The sequence below is a fragment of the Pararhizobium polonicum genome, assembly GCF_001687365.1.
Taxonomy (GTDB): domain Bacteria; phylum Pseudomonadota; class Alphaproteobacteria; order Rhizobiales; family Rhizobiaceae; genus Pararhizobium; species Pararhizobium polonicum.
On sequence record NZ_LGLV01000009.1, the window covers coordinates 251,275 to 268,775 of the forward strand.

Below are 17,501 nucleotides of genomic sequence, written 5' to 3' on the forward strand. Positions count from 1 at the left end.
GCAATGGCCCGCGGGACGAACAGGGTGCGACATCCGCGCCCTGTTTTCCACCCGGCCTTCACAAAGGCACGTCTTTGCGTTAGAAGCCGCGCGTATTCCGGTCGCAGCCCACCCGGTCAAAACAAGGGACCCTATCCTATGAAAACCATCGTCATCTGCTCCGGCGGATTGGACTCCGTTTCGCTTGCGCACAAGGTCGCGGCGGAACATCAGCTCATCGGCCTTCTGTCCTTCGACTACGGACAGCGGCATCGCAAGGAGCTGGACTACGCGGCGGCCTGCGCCAAACGGCTGGGCGTTGCCCACCAGATCATCGACATCAGCGCGATCGGCAGCCATCTCACCGGATCGGCCCTGACCGACGATATCGAGGTTCCGGACGGGCACTATGCCGAGGAGACGATGAAAGCCACCGTCGTTCCAAACCGCAACGCCATCATGCTGGCCATCGCCTTCGGTCTTGCCGCCGCGCAGCAAGCCGATGCCGTCGCCGTCGCCGTGCATGGCGGCGACCATTTCATCTATCCCGATTGCCGGCCGGGCTTCATCGATGCCTTTCAGGCGATGCAGAACCAGGCGCTCGACGGTTACGCCAATGTCCTGCTCCTTGCCCCCTATGTCACCATCTCCAAGGCCGATATCGTCACCGATGGTGTTAAATACGGTACGCCGTTTGCGGAGACCTGGTCCTGCTACAAGGGTGGCGCGCGTCATTGCGGCCGTTGCGGAACCTGTGTCGAGCGGCGCGAGGCCTTCCATCTCGCCGGGGTCGACGATCCCACTGACTACGACGATCCGGATTTCTGGGTGGGCGCGACCACCGGCTTTTCGGCTGCCGAGGTGAAATGATGTTCCGCATCACCAAGGAATTTCATTTCTCCGCCTCGCATCAGCTCACGCATCTGCCGGCCGAACACCAATGCGCGCGCCTGCATGGGCACAATTACATCGTCGTGGTGGAGCTGTCCGCCGCGGCGCTGAACGGCGACGGCTTCGTTCGCGATTACCACGAGCTTGCGCCGCTGAAGCGCTATATCGACGACAGCTTCGATCATCGCCATCTGAATGAGGTTCTCGGCCACGACCGGGTAACGTCTGAATGTCTGGCGAAGCACTTCTATGACTGGTGCAAGGACCGCCTGCCGGAAACATCGGCCGTGCGGGTCAGCGAAACACCGAAAACCTGGGCGGAATACCGGCCATGAGTGGCGTTCGCGAGGCACAGATCCGCGTCAGCGAAATTTTCGGGCCGACAATCCAGGGCGAGGGCATCCTGATCGGCCTTCCGACCGTCTTCGTCCGGACCGGCGGCTGCGATTACCGCTGTTCGTGGTGCGATACGCTGCATGCGGTCGATAGCGCCTATCGCGATCAATGGCGCCCGATGTCGGCAGACGAGATCTGGCAGGACGTCGCCCGGCTTTCCGGCAACAAGCCGCTGACCGTGTCTCTGTCCGGCGGCAATCCGGCGATCCAGCCACTCGGGCCGCTCATCGAACGCGGTCATCGCGAGGGGTATCGTTTTGCGCTGGAGACCCAGGGCAGCGTCGCGAAAGACTGGTTTGCCGATCTCGATGTTCTGGTGCTGAGCCCCAAGCCGCCGTCCAGTGGCATGGAGACGGACTGGGACGCATTCGATGCATGTCTGGCGATGGCAGCCGAAAGACCGCAGATAGCGCTGAAAGTCGTTGTCTTCGACGATCGCGACTATGCCTATGCCCGCGCTGCCGCCGCTGGTTATCCCGATCTCCCGGTCTATCTCCAGCCGGGCAATCATACTCCGCCGCCGCCCGATGACGACGACGCGCGGGTCGATATCGACGGCGTGATGGACCGCATGCTGTGGCTGGTCGACAAGGTGACCGAAGACCGGTGGTTCGAGGCCCGCGTGCTGCCGCAACTGCACGTCCTGCTCTGGGGCAACAAGCGCGGCGTCTGAAATAAGCGGGGCGCGGTCGCAGCTAAAGCATCCATCTGCAGAATATCTTTGCGATCACGTGCCCGTCCTCACGCCGCAACTGTCCCTGGGCGGACAACCGGTCACCGGAAACGGCAAGCAGATCGAAGAAAACGCTTTCATTCGGCTGGATGTTTCCCAGGAAGAAAACGTCCCTGTCAACCAGACGGCGGCGCTCGGGAAGCCAGCGCTCGAAGGCGCGATCGGCCAGCGCCTGGAATTCGGCGAAATAGAGCAGGCCGGCGCCGTTGAAGTCCTGAGAAAGACTTGGTTCGAACCGGTGTTCGCGCAGCGCCTTGTCAGGCATGATCGGAAATCCGAAATGTGCCTCCAAACGGCCATTGCGGATATCCGCGGCTGCGCGCGCGAGGCGACTGGGCTCGAACCGCTTCGACTGCGGCTCTCGCAACGCCACACGCGCGATGGAATGATTGTCACCTCGAACCATTCTGCGCACGAAGGTCGAAACCAGTTCGCAAGTGCCAATGCTCCGGCCATGGACGGACATGTCGTGGTGGGTCGATATCTGTGTGCGCGAGATAGTGCTGAGCACCGAGCGGATTGTCAGGATGTCATTTGCCTGCACTTCACCGAACTGCGCCGCCGTCAGCGAGGACGCGCAGATCGCAGCATAGGCTTCTTCTCCGTCGGCTGTCCGGAAGTCGGCGTCGTCCATGCCGAGATGCAGCGCAAGCATCAGCCAGTGGCGATGGCCAAGCTCCTTCATCAGCCAGGTTTCCGACAGGCCGCAGCCGTTCAGGTGCGGCATGCCGATCAGGACATGCGGATCAAGGGCGCGCGCCATCAGATCGCGCGCCGACGGTTTTGGCGGTGGAAACTCGAGAAGGGCAGCGCTGCTCATCAGGCGTTTGCCGCCTTCTTCAGGGCGGGCTCTTCGGCCGAAAGCCGGGCCGCCAGATGGCCGACCACATATTCCGCATCCTTGCCGACACTGAGGAAACGGCCGGAGCCCCAGGTCCACAGCCACGGAAGACCGAGGACGTAGACGCCATCGACCGCCGTCACGCCGCGGCGATGGACGGGATAGGCATTGCCATCGAAGATCGGCAGACCGACGAAGGACCAGTCGGGGCTGAATCCGGTTGCCCATATGACGGAGGTGATGCGTTCCGCCTTCAGGTCGAGCTCCATGGTCTCGGCCTCCGGCTCCCAAAGGGGCACATAGGGCGACCCGGCTGGCGCTTCGATGCCTTTCGCCGCGATGTGGCGATCGATCAGCGCATTGATGCCGTTATAGACGCGGTCGGCACCGTCGAGATTGGACTTGAGGTTGGGTTCGAACAACATGCGGCCGGCGGCCACGCCTGACATGCGGCCATAAAGCGCCATGCCCTCCAGCGCGAACTTGCGCAGGTCGATATCGCGGCCGCCGTCACGGCCGGTCAGGTAGTGGTTGGTGTCATGCTTCTTCTTCGTCATGCCGTCCTGTTCGACGGTGATGTCGTACTGACCGATATCCGACAGCCAGTCCACCACATCGCGGCCGCGATAGAACCGGGCGCAGCGCGGCGCGTTGCCGGTGACGAGGTGCACTTTGCGGCCAGCCAGATGCAAGTCTTCGGCAATCTGGCAGCCGGACTGGCCGGAGCCGACGACGATGACGTCCCCCTCGGGCAATTGGCCGGAATTGCGGTATTGCGCGGTGTGGATTTGCATGATCTCTTCGGGGAGGCGTTCGGCGGCGCGGGGGATTGCGGGTTCGCTATAGAGGCTGGTGGCGATGACCACCGTGTTGGCGGTGACGGTCCCGGCCGAGGTCTCGATGCGGAAGAACTCGCCATGGCGTTCCAGCGCGGTGACGGCGGTGTGTTCGAGAACCGGCGCATCCACCTTGGCGACGAAGCGATCGACATAGGCGAGGATCTCGTCCTTGACCATGAAGCCGTTCGGGTCCGTGCCGTCATAGGGATGATCCGGCAGCTGGCATTGCCAGTTGGGTGTCACCAGGCAGAAGGCATCCCAGCGCTCGTTCTTCCATTTGTGGGCAACTGTCTTCTTTTCAAAGACAACATGATCGATACCATGGACTGTCAGATAATGGCTGGCGGACAGGCCGGCCTGTCCGCCGCCGATGACGACAGCGCTGTAATGGGGCTTCAGGGGAAGAGTGGCCATGGGAGTTCCTTTCACAGGATGAAGATTTCGCAGCGGACGGTCGCATCCGCATCGGAGACAAAGGGAAAGGCGGCCTGTTCGATACGGGCCAACTGCCCCAGGGCACGCGAACACGGATAACCGTATTTCGCCTCGACCCGGTCACTGGCGATCGTCAGTGCCTTGCGGCTGCGGTCGAGGAAGTCGGTGAGCCCGTAGGTTTGCCCCTCGGAGAGGAAATCCCTGATGACAAGCGACGGGGAATAGCAGGTCTCCTTGCGGCCATCCGGCCAGGCAATGATGAAGCGCATTTCAGGCATGGGTGGGCTCCATCAGGCGTTGATAGGAGGCAAGATGCGCGGCAGCGGTGCGCGGCCAGGCGTGACGGGCGGCAACATCGAGACCGCGCGCGATGATACGGTCGCGCACAGGGCCGATCAGCGAAAGCGCCATGCCCTCCGCGATCGAGGCAGGATGGCGCGGGTCGCACCAGATCGCGTCCTCCGGCTGCAGATATTCGGTGAAAGGGGCGATGGAGGAGACGACGACAGGCACGCCGCTTGCCATCGCTTCGAGTACGACGAGACCGTATCCCTCGGTGATGGACGGGAACACCAGAGCATCCGCCAGCCGGTAGAGATTGGGCATATCCGCATCGGCGACCGTCCCGATAATATGGACGGCGGCGGCGTGGCCGCGCAGGCTTGAAAGGGCTTCGTGGAACTCCTGCTGATAGCCGTGATGATCGAGCAGCGAAGCGCCACCAGCAATGACCAGCTGCGCATCCGGCCGGATCGCGCGTATCTGACGGAAGGCTTCGAGAATGCCCAGCGTGTTCTTGCGCGCCTCGATACCACCGATGCTGAGAAACATCGGACCGTTCGTCAGCGTCAACCGATCGCGCAGTGCTGCCTGCTCGCCGTTCCAGGCGGGTGAGAAACGCTCGGTATCGACGCCGTTGCCGACGACGGAAGCTGTCTGGCCGCGATCGTCCTGCAACACCTTCTGCCACATCCGGCTGACGGTGAAGAAGATATCCGCCGCATCGATCGAGCGATCCTGCAGGGCCATCAGCCGGGCGTCGGCAAACTGCTCGATGTGGTGGACGGTGCGGGCGAATCCGGGAATGAGCGCCTTCTGCTTCAGCGTTGCAAGGGCATTGCCGGAAATACCGTCATGCGCGTGGAAAAGGTCGAAGCCGTCGGCTCCGGCCTTATCGAAGTAAGCGACATAGTCATGGATCCGCTGCTCGACCATCTCCGTCATGTCCGCGGCTGCGGGCTGGACGGGAATGCACTGCGTCCTGCAGGCGGGATTGCGGAAGAAGCCGGTCCCTTTCGCATCTGGCGCATGCAGGATCACTTCGTGGCCGAGTGCCGTCAAGGCTTCCGAAAGCTGCATGGCATGTACCACACCGCCACGCGGATTGGTGGAATGGGTCAGCATGGCGATGCGCAACGGCCGGCTCATGCGGCATCCTCCCGGCTTCCGAGACGCAACAGCGGCATATCGGCATAGTCGCGGATCAGGGCACGCTGCGTACCGTCCGTAATGGCGATTTCAGTTCCCGCCTGCACCGCGCCGATGACGGCTGCTGTGATGTTGCGTTTGGCAAACCGGTGTAGAACCTCCTGCGAATTGCCGGGGGAAACGGAAAGCAGGTAGCCGAAGCTCGGAAACGTTGCGAGCCAGCGCTCCAGGCTGACGCCGGCGGGCAGGGGAATGGCGGAAACATCGATCTCGATGCCAACATTGGAGCATTCGGCCAGCATGATGGCGGTGCCGACGATGCCGCCCTGGCTGATGTCCTTGGCCGCCAGCGCCAATCCGGCTTCCGCGATCTCGGGCAGGAGTTCCAGATCGCTCCGCAGCCGCGCGGATGGCGCGTCGGTTGCGGCTTCCCAATTGTTGAACGGCTCGCGGTAGCGGCCGCGATGGTCAATGGCGGCGATCAGGACATCGCCGGGCCGAGCATCGAAGCTTGTCAGCAGTTTTTTCGCCCGGCCGAGGATCGCGACCGAAAGCTGGCCCCGATCTGTACGGATATTGGTGTGGCCGCCGACGATGGGCACACCGAAGGTTCTAGCCGCCGCCCGCATGCCTTCGAGAACGGGAGCGGCACCCATTTCGCCGTCGGCCCAGACGGCATCGACGACGGCGACCGGGCGTCCGCCCATGGCGACGACGTCGGAAATATTGACCATGACGCCACACCATCCGGCAAACCACGGATCGGCGGCGACGAACTCGTTCATGAAGCCTTCGATGGCAAAGAGCAGATAGCCGTCGCCATCCGGCAGCGCGGCGCAGTCGTCACCAACGGCTACGGACTGGCCCTGAAGGCCGAGGCTTGCCGCCACAGAGCCGATATCCTGCTTGGCGGCGATGCCGTTGCTTGCGGCCAATGTGGCGGCCAGTGCCTTGATGTCGATCGCACCCATGGTCATGCCGCCTTCCTGGGGAGTGCGACGAAGCCGGCCTCCGGTGTGATGCAGGGCGGATAGAAATTAAGGTCGGCCTTCATGCTCAGATGCGGTTTGCCGTGGATTTCAATTTCGGCGAGCAGGTCCCAATGCAGGCGCCGGAACAGGAGGCCGTTCTGTACCTGCACATTGGCCAGAAAGGTGTGGCAGCCCATCGCATGGGCAGAGGAGACGGCGAGCCTGATGAGCGTCGCTCCCAGCGCGCCGATCTTGCGGAAATCTTCGTGCACGGCGAGGCGCGAGCCCCACCAGACGCCCGGTTCTGCTTCATGGATGCGCACCGTACCGACGAGCCGGTCGGCGGCTACTCCGAGCATCGAGAGGGCAACAATCGGCGTTGCGTAATCGTCGATTGCGTCGCGGTCGTCATCCTTGAAGATTTGCTGCTCCCGGCAGAAGACCGCGCGGCGCAGCGCATGGGCTTGCTGCCGCTCCCAGCCGGATGTGGCGAACTTCACCTGGAATTCACTGGCGCGATAGGGTGCGAAAGGTTCGAAGATCATCTGGTCAGCATCCTTTCATAGGTGGAAAGGGCCGAGCAGGCGCCACATTTGCCGCAGCCGGCCTTGATATCTACGGCCTTCAACCCGCTCTCGACCAGCATCCTTGAGAGCGGCGCGAGGATCGAGTGCATGAACTCCGGCTTTGGCGCCGGGTGGCTTTCGAGCGGCGTTCCGGAAATCGGCACGAAGGGCACGACGAAGGGATAGACGCCGAGCGCCACGAGCTTCGCGCAGATATCGAGGATGGCCTCGCTTGTATCGCCCAGACCGGCGAGGATATAGGTGGAGACCTGCCCACGACCGAAAACCGCGACGGCCGCCTTGAAGGACGCCATGTATTTCTCGATCGGCACCTGCGCCTTGCCGGGCATGATGCGGGCGCGGATTTCTGGCGTGACGACTTCGAGATGCATACCGAGCGCATCGACGCCGGCGTCCTTCATGCGCTGAAACCAGATGTTGTCTTCCGGCGGCTCGCATTGCGCCTGGATCGGCAGGTCGACGGCCGCCTTGATGGCACGGGCACTTTCGGCAAGCACGGCGGCACCCCGGTCGTCGCCCTTCGGCGTTCCCGTGGTCATCACCATATGCTTGACACCATCGAGTTCGACGGCGGCCTTGGCAACTTCGGCAAGTTGTTGGGGTGTCTTGTGCGCCACCGTGCGGCCGGCTGCGAGCGACTGGCCGATGGCGCAGAACTGACAGGTCTTGGTGCGGCTCTGATAGCGGATGCAGGTTTGCAGTACCGTCGTTGCCAGCACGTCCTTGCCGTGCAGGACGGCAATCTGCGAATAGGGGATGCCGTCCGCCGTTGAGCGCTCGTAGAAGCGCGGACGCAAGGGGAAGGACACCTCGCCGATGACCGTGCCATCGCGGCTGATGCGGCTTTTGCCGGCATCATCCGGTTTTTCCACCAGATAGGGGCTTTCGAAGGCCGGCGCCGTGTGTACCGGCACCATCACCGTCATGCCATCGATGGTGATCGCCTTGTGGTCGGAAGGCCCGGCACCGCCGCGGCGGCTCTCGTGTCCGGCCTTCGGATCAACCAGCCGGGCTCCGAAGGACTGCAACTCGTTGATCAGCGTTTCGGTCGAGAGGGAGTTCTCCATCGGTCTTTGTCCTTGTCGGTGCGATGTCGGGAGTTGAAAGAAGGGATGCATCCGTCATCGGCGCGGTGGCGCGCCCGTCCATCACCAGATGCAGCAGTTCGGGGCGGGCATAGTGGCCGACCGAGTCCATCATCCGCTTGCGTTTGACGATCAGGCTCATGTCGAGATCGGCAATCAGGATACCTTCGCCTTCGGTCAGCGGGGGAACGACATGCTTGCCTTCCGGCGAGATGATCGCCGTCATGCAGCCGCCACGCAGGGCCTTTTGAAGGCCCTGATCCGGAGTGATCGAGGCAATCTGCTCGTCGCTCAGCCAGCCTGTGGAATTGACGACGAAACAGCCGCTTTCCAGCGCATGGTGGCGGATCGTTACCTCCATCTGATCGGCAAAGATCGGCCCGACCATCGAGCCCGGAAACTGGGCGATGTGGATTTCCTCGTGCTGGGCCATCAGCGCGTAGCGGGCCAGCGGATTGTAGTGTTCCCAGCAGGCCAGTGCTCCGAGGCGGCCGACAGCGCTATCGACGACCTTCAGGCCGGACGCGTCGCCCTGACCCCAGATCATCCGCTCGTGGAAGGTCGGCGTGATCTTGCGGCGCTTGAGGATCAGCGTTCCGTCGGCATCGAACAGAAGCTGGGTGTTGTAGAGCGTGCCGTGATCCCGTTCGTTGACGCCCAGCGCCACGACGATGCCGTGTTCGCGCGCCGCCGCCGCGACGCTTTGCGTGGCCGCGCTCGGGACGGTCACCGCCTCTTCGTAGAGCCGGACGTGCTCGCGGCCGGACAGGACGGGCGGCAGGACGAAGGAAAAATACGGATACCAGGGAACGAAGGTCTCCGGGAAAACGATCAGTTCGGCGCCCTTGGCCGCTGCCTCGCGGATAGCATCCAGCACGCGCGCAAGCGTTTTTTCGCGAGACGTCAGATCCGGCGCGATCTGGACGGCGGCAACCCGGACGGTCGACTTTTTCTCCATGACGAATTCCTCGGTCGGTGAAGTGAGGGGCGGAGCAGGGGGCTCCGCCCGTTTTCGATGGATAAACGGCGGCTCTAAAGGGTCCAGGTATCGAGGATAAAGGCGCCATCGCGGCGATGGATGAGGATCAGGTCCAGCACGTCGAGCGGACTGATCGGCTTGATGCCGGGGATCAGCGCGCCTTCGCCATGGCCGTAGAGCGCCTGCAGTGCGAAGCGGCAGGCATAGACCTTGCCACCCTCTTCCATGAATTTGACGATCTGGTTGTTGAAGTTCAGGTGGCCGGGAAAGGCTTCGGCGCCAAGCGTCGGAAAGCCGCGCTGAACACCGAGCGTCACGCCCGGGCCGTAGAGCAGGATGGACGTTTCGAAGCCCTTCCGCTTCAGGCGGGTGGCCTGCAGCAGATTGACGAAACCGATCGAGCCTTCGAAGGCGACGGTATGGAAGGTGACGAGGGCTTTCTCGCCGGCTGTCGCCTGGACGTCTTCGAAAACCTTTTCTTCGTAGTCGACAAGAAAGTCGCCTTTTTGATTGGCTGGCTTGGTCACTGCGGGCATGGATGGCTCCTTGGTTGAAATCCGATCCCCATCCGGGGAGTATCCATCCAATTGCAAGCCCCGTGCCAGATTGATTTTGCACAAACGGCAGTCAAATATCGAAAAAATACATTCAATTATGCAATCAATTTTGGAGAAGGAAAATTCGAGGCCGATTTTCTGGGCGATTCAGTGCAAAAATCGAATGCAGGAAAGTTCAAGATGAATGCCATCATTATGCATTCAATAAGTTTGCCGGAGGCGCTGTGTTGGCGGATCTTTCCCGCGAATACCATTTATCCCGGCAGCCGAGACATTTTTCGTGACAGGGCGTAGCTGCAACAATATACAGTCAATGTCGATCAAGAAGAACATGGCAGCATCACGATGAAAGACTGGCGACCCGATCTCAGCCGCAGCGGCAGCCCCCGTTACATGGCCATCGCCGATCTGATCGAGATGGATTTGCGCAGCGGTCATCTGGTCATCGGAGACCGGCTGCCGCCGCAGCGCGAGCTGGCCAAGCGCCTGAATATCGATTTCACCACCGTGGCACGCGGCTATGTCGAGGCGCAAAAGCGTGGGCTGGTGGATTCGCATGTCGGCCGCGGCACCTTCGTCACCGGTGGCGCCGATAAGGAACGTCGTGGTTTCGCATCCGACACCGCTCCCGATCCGCGCCGCACCTCTGCGATCGACCTTTCAATGAACATGCCGCCGGAGCCGACCGATCCGGAGCTGATCGCCCGGATGCGCGAGGGCCTCTCGGCGGTCGCCTCCAGTCTCATCCCGCTGTTGCGCTATCAGGGGTTCGGCGGTTCGGGCATGGATAAGGAGGCCGCCGCCGCCTGGCTCAGCCGGCGCGGGCTCGTGCCGTCGCAGGAGCGCATCTTCGTGACGCCCGGGGCGCACCCCGCGCTATTGGCGATTTGCGGCCTCTTGGCCAAGCCGGGCGAAATCATCCTGTCGGAAAGCATCACCTATCCCGGTATCCGCTCGATCGCCGCGCAATTGCGCCTCAACCTTTCCGGGTTGCCGATGGACGAGTACGGCATCCTGCCGGACGCCTTCGCCGATGCTTGCGAGAGACTGAAGCCCAAGGGGCTTTATCTCAACCCGACCCTGCAGAACCCGGTGACGCTGACGATCCCCGAACGGCGGCGCGAGGAAATCTGCGCGGTGGCGCGCAAATATCACGTGCCGATCATCGAGGATGACGCCTATGGCTTCATTCCGCTGCATGCGCCGCCGCCATTCGCTGCCATGGCTCCGGACCTCACCTGGCATATCGGCGGGCTGGCCAAATGCATCGGCGCCGGCCTCCGGCTGGCCTATGTCGTCGCCCCGGATACCAAGGCGATCTGGCCTTTCGTCAGCGCGATGCGCGCCAACAATGTCATGGCGTCGCCGCTCAACATGGCGCTGGCCACCCGCTGGATCGAGGACGGCACGGCCGATACGATCCTGCGCTTCATCCGCAAGGAAGCAACGGCACGCCAGGAAATGGTCGCAGCCATTCTGCCGGCGGGCAGCTATCGCGGCGATCCGATCAGCTTCAACATCTGGCTGCCGCTAACGAACGGCTGGACGCGCTCGACCTTCGGCAGCCACATGCGCGCTTCCGGCATCGGCGTCGTCGCCAGTGATGCCTTCACCGTCGAAGGTCCGGCTCCGGAGGCGGTGCGCGTCTGCCTCGGTGGTCCCATCGACAGGGAAAAGCTTCAGGGCGCCCTCGAATATATGGGCCACGCGCTCGAAGGCCCGCCGGAACTCGCTGCATCCTTCTTCTAGTCTTACGTGCTGGCAAGAAACGCGTCTCGCTACAGAGTGAGCGGGCGTCTGCGTCACTATGCCATATCGCATCAATCGGATGAATGTATCTATATTGACTGCAATCAATAACGATATTGATCGCAAACATAGGAGCATTCGTCATGCAAACGGAATGGCCGCCACTCCCGCCGACGACAACGGGGCTCAAGGGAAGATGCCCGCGCTGCGGCCAAGGGCATATTTTCAACGGTTTCCTGAAGATGCGGCCCGAATGCGAAGCCTGCGGTCTCGACTATGGCTTCGCCGATCCGGCAGATGGCCCCGCGTTTTTCGTCATGTGCTTTGCCTGTATTCCAAGCGTCCTGCTCGGCGTGTGGCTGGAAGTCCAGCACAGCGCGCCCCTGTGGGTCCAGCTTCTGGTCACCGGTCCTTTCATGCTGGCCACCTGCATACCGCCTTTGCGGCCGCTGAAGGGATGGCTGGTCGCCAGCCAATATTTCTACAAGGCGGAAGAGGGCAAGCTCGTCCGCACGCCGTCTACGCCAGTCAAGGAAACGTAAGATCACGTCCCGTTGGTGATCGACGGAGTACGAAACAGTTGTATCCGAGCCTTCAGGCGCCGTCCCGGCGATCCGGCCGAAGCGCCTCGGCCATCACCCGGATCAGGAGGGCAGCGGAGGCGGCTCCGGGGTCAATGTGGCCGAGTGATCGCTCGCGAACTCTGGCCGCCCGTCCCTTCGTCGCGATCATCGAGCGGGTGGCGGCGGCGCCATTGTCCGCTGCTGTCACCACATCATGCCAGTAGGCGTCCACAGGCTTGTTCTCGGCGCGCGCATGTGCCGCCGCGTCCGCCGCCGGAAGCCAGACGTCGAGCATCGTCTTGTCGCCACGTTGCCCCTTGCCGCGTTCCCGGATGCCGGCTGAAATGGCTTCGATCACGTCGGTGCAGGCGGACAGGTCCAGCGCATCGTGACCAGCGAGTGCCTTGGCGGCACGGCGAAAGCCGGTCGCATAAAGCGGCCCGGTCGAGGCGCCGACAGCATTCAGGAAGCCGCTTGCCGCGGTCGACATCACGTCCGAGAGGCTTGCCCGGTCAAGATCGAGTTTTGACAGTTCGGCGTTGATGGCGAGAAAGCCGATGGACATGGTGATCCCGTGGTCGCCATCGCCGATGGCACCGTCGAGTTCCGAAAGATGATCCTTTTCAGTCTCGATCATCTGCGACATCATCTGAAACATACTGGCCATGCTTCGCGCCGCGCTCTTGGACATGGTATTCCTCCCGGTGCCTCGCACAGCCCGGCGGTCCCTCCGTCGAACCGCCGGCCCATGCTAGTTGATATTCAGGACTGCGGTTTCACAAGGATGGTGCAGCAGTTCGGTCAGCTGCGGGTCGAGATGCAGGATCGAGATCGAGGCGCCGGCCATATCCAGCGACGTGCAATAATGCCCGACCCAGTTGGCCTCGATGACGATGTTCTTGGCCGCCAGCCGTTGCTCGACGCGGCGGAAGAGGATGTACAGTTCCATCATCGGCGTCGCACCAAAGGAATTGACCAGAACCGCCACCCGGTCGCCCGGCTGCGCCTTCATTTCCTTGAAGATGTTGTCCATGATCGCATCGACCACCTCGTCGGCCGTGCGGATGCGCTCACGCGAGACGCCGGGCTCGCCATGGATGCCCATGCCGATTTCCATATCCTCCGGGCCGATCTCGAAATTGTGCCGCCGGGTCTGGGGCATCGAGCATGGCTCCAGCGCCACGCCGACGGTAAAGGTCCGGTCGTTGGCTTTCCGGGTCGCGGCTTCGCAGGCATCCAGCGTCAGACCCTGATCGCAGGCGGCACCGGCGACCTTGAAGATGAAGAAATTGCCGGCCACGCCGCGCCGGCCATCCTTGTCCTCCAAAGGGGACGAGGCAATATCGTCGGTCGTCAACACCGTGCGGATCGGAATACCTTGTTCCTCGGCCATTTCGGCGGCCATTTCGAAGTTCATCACGTCGCCGGCATAATTGCCGTAGACGAACAACACGCCTTTGCCGCCGGAAGCGGCCAGTGCGCACTGGACGATGGGATCCGGCGGTGGCGAGGAGAAGATGTTGCCGATGGCGACGGCATCGGCCAGGCCCTTGCCGACATAGCCGAGAAAGGCCGGTTCGTGACCGGTACCACCACCGATGACCAGGCCAACCTTGCCGGCGCGCGGACCGTAGCGGGCAACGAGCGCGCGCTGCGAGCCCTTGATCGGTTCCAGGTATTTCCGATGGGCGCTGACGGCGCCCTCCAGCATTTCCTCCACCACATCATTGGGATTGTTAAGGAATTTCTTGACGTGGGTGCGGTAACTGCTCGGCGTGGCAATCGGCTTCTGACGTTGAGAAAGACGGCTGTCGAGGCTGGTCACCCCATCCGCCCGCAGGATACCGCCGCCGGTCGCCGCATCGGTGATGAGAACATTGGCGTAACCGCCCCGAAGTGCCGCCAGCAGGGCAGGCACCTTGTCGAAACCGCCGGCAACTGCGATCCGCGTACTGATGCCGCGCAGCATCTCCAGCGAGATGCCGATGGTGCGATCATCCAGCGGGCCTGTTACCGGCTTGCCGCGTTCGTCGATGAAGCGGCCCGCCACGACGCCGGCGGCACCCTTGGCAAGATATTGCTGCAGCGGCACGGATTCGAAGAAGCCGCTGGTGTGGATCGTCGAGTTCGGTCTGAGCGACGAGATGCCAAAGACGATCCGGTTCGCGCGGGCGAGCGTTGCGAACTGCTCCTTGAGCAGGGGCTCGTCCAGAAGCATGCGCTGCATTTCGGGCGAGGCGACGACGGCAGGGGCCGTGATGTTGACGCAGCGCGCGGAGATCGCCTGTGCAACGGCCGAGGCGGTCAGTTCCGGCGTATAGGCAAAGGATGCGGTGGTGCCGCCCGTCGCCTGGACGACGGTCATGTCCTGCAACGAGCCGATATTCGTATGCTCGCCGACGGACAGGATCGTCCGGCCCCAGGCGACGGCAAGCGTATCGCCCGATTTCAAGAGCTTCTGCAGCGCATGGGCACCGGCGACTCCAAGCCGGTCGATCAGCGGCCGGGCGTTGTCGTCGCTGGGGACGACGAGACAGTCCGCAAGGCCGAAATGCCGCTTGAGCTCCTGCGCGATCGTCAGCGAGGCAAGCCGGGCCGGCTCCAGCGATATGTTGACGATGCCCATTTCACGCGCATCGGCCAGATAGCTGTTGACGGTGGCGCGCGACACCCCCATCGCATCGGCGATCTCGCCCTGGGTCATGCCGTCTTCGTAATAGAGCCAGCAGGCCCAGACATAGGGATCGTCGCCATAACGCAGCGGCATGACCTCGAGGCTCTCCGTCGTGCCGATCCGGCTCGCGCCGCCCTTGCGGGGCGATGGTGTCTTGGGTGTCATGAAATTCCGCTGTTCCCTCGTCCACGACAGTGCTGCGCGTCCTTTCAGACGCACAAAGGCTGCTGTCACACATCAGGCCGCGAAGATGGAAGCAATACCCACCGTTTGCAACCGCAATCCGAAAGAGGCGGCGCGCGACCACAGCGTTTTCCGCCGTGGCCGCGCCGTCCCGGGAGGTTTACTGCAGCAGGGCGCGCGCACCGAGCGAGAGTTCCTTCAGGATGATGGCGCAGGATGTTGCGCCGGCATCGAGCACGCCGAGCGAGCGCTCGCCGAGACGGCTGGCGCGTCCGATTTTGGCGACGAGATCGATGGTCGAATCACGCCCGGCTTCCGCAGCGTCGACAAGGGCAGTCAGCGCCTCGCCGAAGGACTTGCCCGCTGCCGTTGCCGCATCGAAGGCTTCCACGGCCGGAACCAGCGTGTCGATCAGCGTCTTGTCGCCGACCTTGGCCGAGCCGATTGCCTGGATGCCGTCCAGCCCCGCATGCAGCATGGCACTGTAGGTCTTGGCATCCACGGCCTCGACACCCTGAAGCTGTTCGGCAAACTCGGTAAACATCACGCCGTAGAGCGGTCCCATCGAGCCGCCGATTTCCGTCATCAGCACCGTGCCGAGCGTGTCGAGCGCCTCGGCGAGCGAGGCATCCTTGCCCTTCAGCCGCTCGGCCGCCATACCGAACCCCTTGGCCATGTTGACGCCGTGGTCGCCGTCGCCGATCTTGCCGTCGATCTCGCTGAGATAGGCGCGATTTTCGATGATCCGCCCGGCCAGCGCGGCAACGATGCCGCCCGCCGCCGCATTGGAAAATGTCTGCATGGTCAAATCCCCCGTCAAACTACGATGGTGCAATGGGCCTCGGCATCGATGAGCGTCTTCAGCTCGTCGTCGAGGGCCATTACCGATAGTGTCGCCCCGACCATTTCGAGCGAGGTGAAGTAATTGCCGATATAGGTCTTGTGGATCTTGAGGCCGCGCGCGGTGATCTCCTGCTCGATCGTATCGTAGAGGATATAGAGTTCGTTGAGCGGCGTGGCCCCGAGACCGGAGACCAGCACCGCGACGTCGGTTCCGGCCGGCAGATCGTGATCGTCGAGCACGATCTTGCACATGTCCTTTGCCACCGCGTCGGCGGTCTTCAAGGGTTCGACCCGGACGCCGGGCTCTCCGTGGTGGCCGATGCCGACTTCCATCGTGCCCGGCTCGATCCGGAAATTCGGATGGCCGACGGCGGGCAGGGTGCAGGGGCCGAGGCCGACGCCGATCGAGCGGCAGTTGTCGATCGCCTTCTGCGCGGTCGCCCGCACCTCTTCCAGCGATGCGCCGGTGGCAGCCTTGGCGCCGCCGGCCTTCCACATGAAGATCTCGCCGGCTACGCCGCGCCGCTTGTGGCGCTCGTCCGGTGGCGCCGAGCAGACGTCGTCATTGGCGACCACGGTGGCGATCTCGATGCCGTCCTTCGCTGCCAGTTTGATCGCCATCTTCACGTTCATGTTGTCGCCGGCATAATTGCCGTAGAGGCAGACCACACCCTTGCCACAATTGGCCTCGCGCATGGCGTCGTAAAAACTCTTGGCCGTTGGCGACGAGAACAGCTCGCCGACGGCCACGGCATCCAGCATGTTGCGGCCGGTATAGCCGATGAAGGCCGGCTCATGTCCGGAACCGCCGCCGGTGATGACGCCGACCTTGCCCGCTACCGGCGCAGTCTTCGACACGATGACCCGCGGATTGTCGGCAAGCCGAACGAGATCGCTATGCGCCTTGACGAAACCCTTGACCGTGTCTTCGACCACTTCGTCCGGATTGTTGATGAAACGTTGCATGATAACTCCTGTCAATGATCGTCGCGCGTCAGAGGATCGTGTAGCCGCCATCGATCAGAAGATCGGCACCATTGATCATGTCCGCACCGGCGGAGGCCAGAAACACGGCCGCGGCGGCAATTTCTTCCGGATAGGCAAAGCGTCCCGTGGGAATGCGCTTGCGCGCAGCTTCGCCCTTTTCGCCGGCCCAGGCCTTCTTGCCCAGCTCGGTGAGAACGATGGTCGGCGACAGCGTGTTGACGCAGATGCCGTACTTGCCCCATTCGGCGGCAAAGGTCTTCGACAGGCCGATCACACCGAATTTCGAGGCGCAATAGGCGACGTGTTCCTCGATGGCAACCGTGCCTGCCTGCGAGGCCAGATTGATGATCTTGCCGCCCTTGGCGGCTGCGATCATCGCCCGGCCGACGGCCTGGGTCACCAGGAATGTGCCCTTCAGATTGATGTCGATGGTCTTGTCCCAATGCTCCAGCGACAGGTCCTCGGCGGGGGCGAGAAAGGCAACGCCGGCGCTGTTGACGGCAATGTCGATGCCGCCGAAGGCTGCGAGGACATCGGCAACGGCAGCCTGGACCGAAGCGGGTTCGGCTACATTACAGACGAACGGCTTGGCGCCCCCGCCGATCCGGCTGGCCTGTGCGGCGGCGGCATCGGCGTTGATATCGAGCACGGCGACCCTTGCGCCCTTGGCGGCAAAGGCGGCGGTTACCGCCGCGCCGATGCCGGAGGCGCCGCCGGTGACCAGCGCCACCTTGCCGGTCAAAGGAAAGTTCAGGTCGATCTGCGGGGCAGTGTCGGTCAT

Annotated in this window: 19 protein-coding genes; 5 read left to right on the forward strand and 14 right to left on the reverse strand. The window is 62.8% G+C overall.

The features are described from left to right. The first annotated feature begins 138 nt into the window (after positions 1–138). From queC to queE, 3 genes are read left to right on the forward strand one after another with little or no spacing between them, the layout of a single operon-like run. Positions 139–849 (forward strand): 7-cyano-7-deazaguanine synthase QueC, encoded by a 711-nt coding sequence (queC, locus tag ADU59_RS16005; RefSeq protein WP_068955124.1) that lies wholly within the window; start codon positions 139–141, stop codon positions 847–849. Then, positions 849–1,205, forward strand: a complete 357-nt coding sequence (gene queD / locus ADU59_RS16010; RefSeq protein WP_068955125.1) for a 6-carboxytetrahydropterin synthase QueD — start codon at positions 849–851, stop codon at positions 1,203–1,205. The genes queC and queD overlap by 1 nt, the downstream gene beginning before the upstream one ends. Then, on the forward strand, positions 1,202–1,939 hold the full coding sequence (gene queE, locus ADU59_RS16015; protein ID WP_068955126.1) for a 7-carboxy-7-deazaguanine synthase QueE: 738 nt from the start codon (positions 1,202–1,204) through the stop codon (positions 1,937–1,939). Before queD ends, queE begins: the two co-directional genes overlap by 4 nt. Positions 1,940–1,961: 22 nt before the next feature. Here queE and ADU59_RS16020 read toward each other — a convergent pair whose 3' ends face one another. The 9 genes from ADU59_RS16020 to ADU59_RS16060 form a co-directional block, all read right to left on the reverse strand. Continuing rightward, positions 1,962–2,819 carry a Pnap_2097 family protein gene (locus ADU59_RS16020; protein WP_068955127.1) on the reverse strand — a complete coding sequence of 286 codons (858 nt, stop codon included), beginning with the start codon at positions 2,817–2,819 and terminating at the stop codon, positions 1,962–1,964. Further along, positions 2,819–4,093 carry an MSMEG_0569 family flavin-dependent oxidoreductase gene (locus ADU59_RS16025; protein WP_068955128.1) on the reverse strand — a complete coding sequence of 425 codons (1,275 nt, stop codon included), beginning with the start codon at positions 4,091–4,093 and terminating at the stop codon, positions 2,819–2,821. The genes ADU59_RS16020 and ADU59_RS16025 overlap by 1 nt, the downstream gene beginning before the upstream one ends. 11 nt (positions 4,094–4,104) lie before the next feature. Further along, entirely contained in the window at positions 4,105–4,392 is a 288-nt protein-coding gene (locus ADU59_RS16030; protein WP_068955129.1) for an MSMEG_0570 family nitrogen starvation response protein, read from the reverse strand. Beyond that, positions 4,385–5,542, reverse strand: coding sequence for an MSMEG_0565 family glycosyltransferase (locus ADU59_RS16035; protein ID WP_068955130.1), 1,158 nt, complete (start codon positions 5,540–5,542; stop codon positions 4,385–4,387). Before ADU59_RS16035 ends, ADU59_RS16030 begins: the two co-directional genes overlap by 8 nt. Continuing rightward, a complete protein-coding gene (locus ADU59_RS16040) occupies positions 5,539–6,513 on the reverse strand; it encodes a sll0787 family AIR synthase-like protein (protein ID WP_068955190.1) in 975 nt (324 codons plus the stop codon). The genes ADU59_RS16035 and ADU59_RS16040 overlap by 4 nt, the downstream gene beginning before the upstream one ends. 2 nt (positions 6,514–6,515) lie before the next feature. Continuing rightward, complete coding sequence (locus ADU59_RS16045) at positions 6,516–7,058, reverse strand: MSMEG_0567/Sll0786 family nitrogen starvation N-acetyltransferase (RefSeq protein WP_068955131.1); 543 nt, start codon at positions 7,056–7,058, stop codon at positions 6,516–6,518. Next, positions 7,055–8,167, reverse strand: a complete 1,113-nt coding sequence (locus tag ADU59_RS16050) for an MSMEG_0568 family radical SAM protein (protein WP_193427086.1) — start codon at positions 8,165–8,167, stop codon at positions 7,055–7,057. Before ADU59_RS16050 ends, ADU59_RS16045 begins: the two co-directional genes overlap by 4 nt. Continuing rightward, entirely contained in the window at positions 8,100–9,143 is a 1,044-nt protein-coding gene (locus ADU59_RS16055) for a Nit6803 family nitrilase (RefSeq protein ID WP_068955132.1), read from the reverse strand. Before ADU59_RS16055 ends, ADU59_RS16050 begins: the two co-directional genes overlap by 68 nt. A 74-nt stretch (positions 9,144–9,217) precedes the next feature. Then, a complete protein-coding gene (locus ADU59_RS16060) occupies positions 9,218–9,700 on the reverse strand; it encodes an MSMEG_0572/Sll0783 family nitrogen starvation response protein (protein ID WP_045021474.1) in 483 nt (160 codons plus the stop codon). A gap of 366 nt (positions 9,701–10,066) precedes the next feature. Here ADU59_RS16060 and ADU59_RS16070 point away from each other — a divergent pair, with 366 nt between their 5' ends. Then, positions 10,067–11,470, forward strand: a complete 1,404-nt coding sequence (locus ADU59_RS16070) for an aminotransferase-like domain-containing protein (RefSeq protein ID WP_068955134.1) — start codon at positions 10,067–10,069, stop codon at positions 11,468–11,470. 143 nt (positions 11,471–11,613) lie between these two features. Next, the gene (locus ADU59_RS16075; protein ID WP_068955135.1) at positions 11,614–12,012 is read left to right on the forward strand and encodes a DUF983 domain-containing protein; all 399 of its coding nucleotides are present in this window, start codon (positions 11,614–11,616) and stop codon (positions 12,010–12,012) included. A gap of 52 nt (positions 12,013–12,064) precedes the next feature. On the opposite strand, the gene dhaL (ADU59_RS16080) is transcribed toward ADU59_RS16075, so the two are convergent. The 5 genes from dhaL (ADU59_RS16080) to ADU59_RS16105 all read right to left on the reverse strand — a co-directional run bounded on the left by dhaL (ADU59_RS16080) (position 12,065) and on the right by ADU59_RS16105 (position 17,501). Continuing rightward, on the reverse strand, positions 12,065–12,724 hold the full coding sequence (dhaL, locus tag ADU59_RS16080; RefSeq protein ID WP_068955136.1) for a dihydroxyacetone kinase subunit DhaL: 660 nt from the start codon (positions 12,722–12,724) through the stop codon (positions 12,065–12,067). 60 nt (positions 12,725–12,784) lie between these two features. Further along, positions 12,785–14,872, reverse strand: a complete 2,088-nt coding sequence (locus ADU59_RS29675; protein WP_083198298.1) for a bifunctional sugar-binding transcriptional regulator/dihydroxyacetone kinase subunit DhaK — start codon at positions 14,870–14,872, stop codon at positions 12,785–12,787. A 178-nt stretch (positions 14,873–15,050) separates the two neighbouring features. Further along, positions 15,051–15,692, reverse strand: a complete 642-nt coding sequence (dhaL, locus tag ADU59_RS16095) for a dihydroxyacetone kinase subunit DhaL (RefSeq protein ID WP_068955137.1) — start codon at positions 15,690–15,692, stop codon at positions 15,051–15,053. A 14-nt stretch (positions 15,693–15,706) separates the two neighbouring features. Further along, the gene (locus ADU59_RS16100) at positions 15,707–16,699 is read right to left on the reverse strand and encodes a dihydroxyacetone kinase subunit DhaK (protein WP_068955138.1); all 993 of its coding nucleotides are present in this window, start codon (positions 16,697–16,699) and stop codon (positions 15,707–15,709) included. Between the two features lie 28 nt (positions 16,700–16,727). Beyond that, positions 16,728–17,501, reverse strand: a complete 774-nt coding sequence (locus ADU59_RS16105; RefSeq protein ID WP_068955139.1) for an SDR family oxidoreductase — start codon at positions 17,499–17,501, stop codon at positions 16,728–16,730.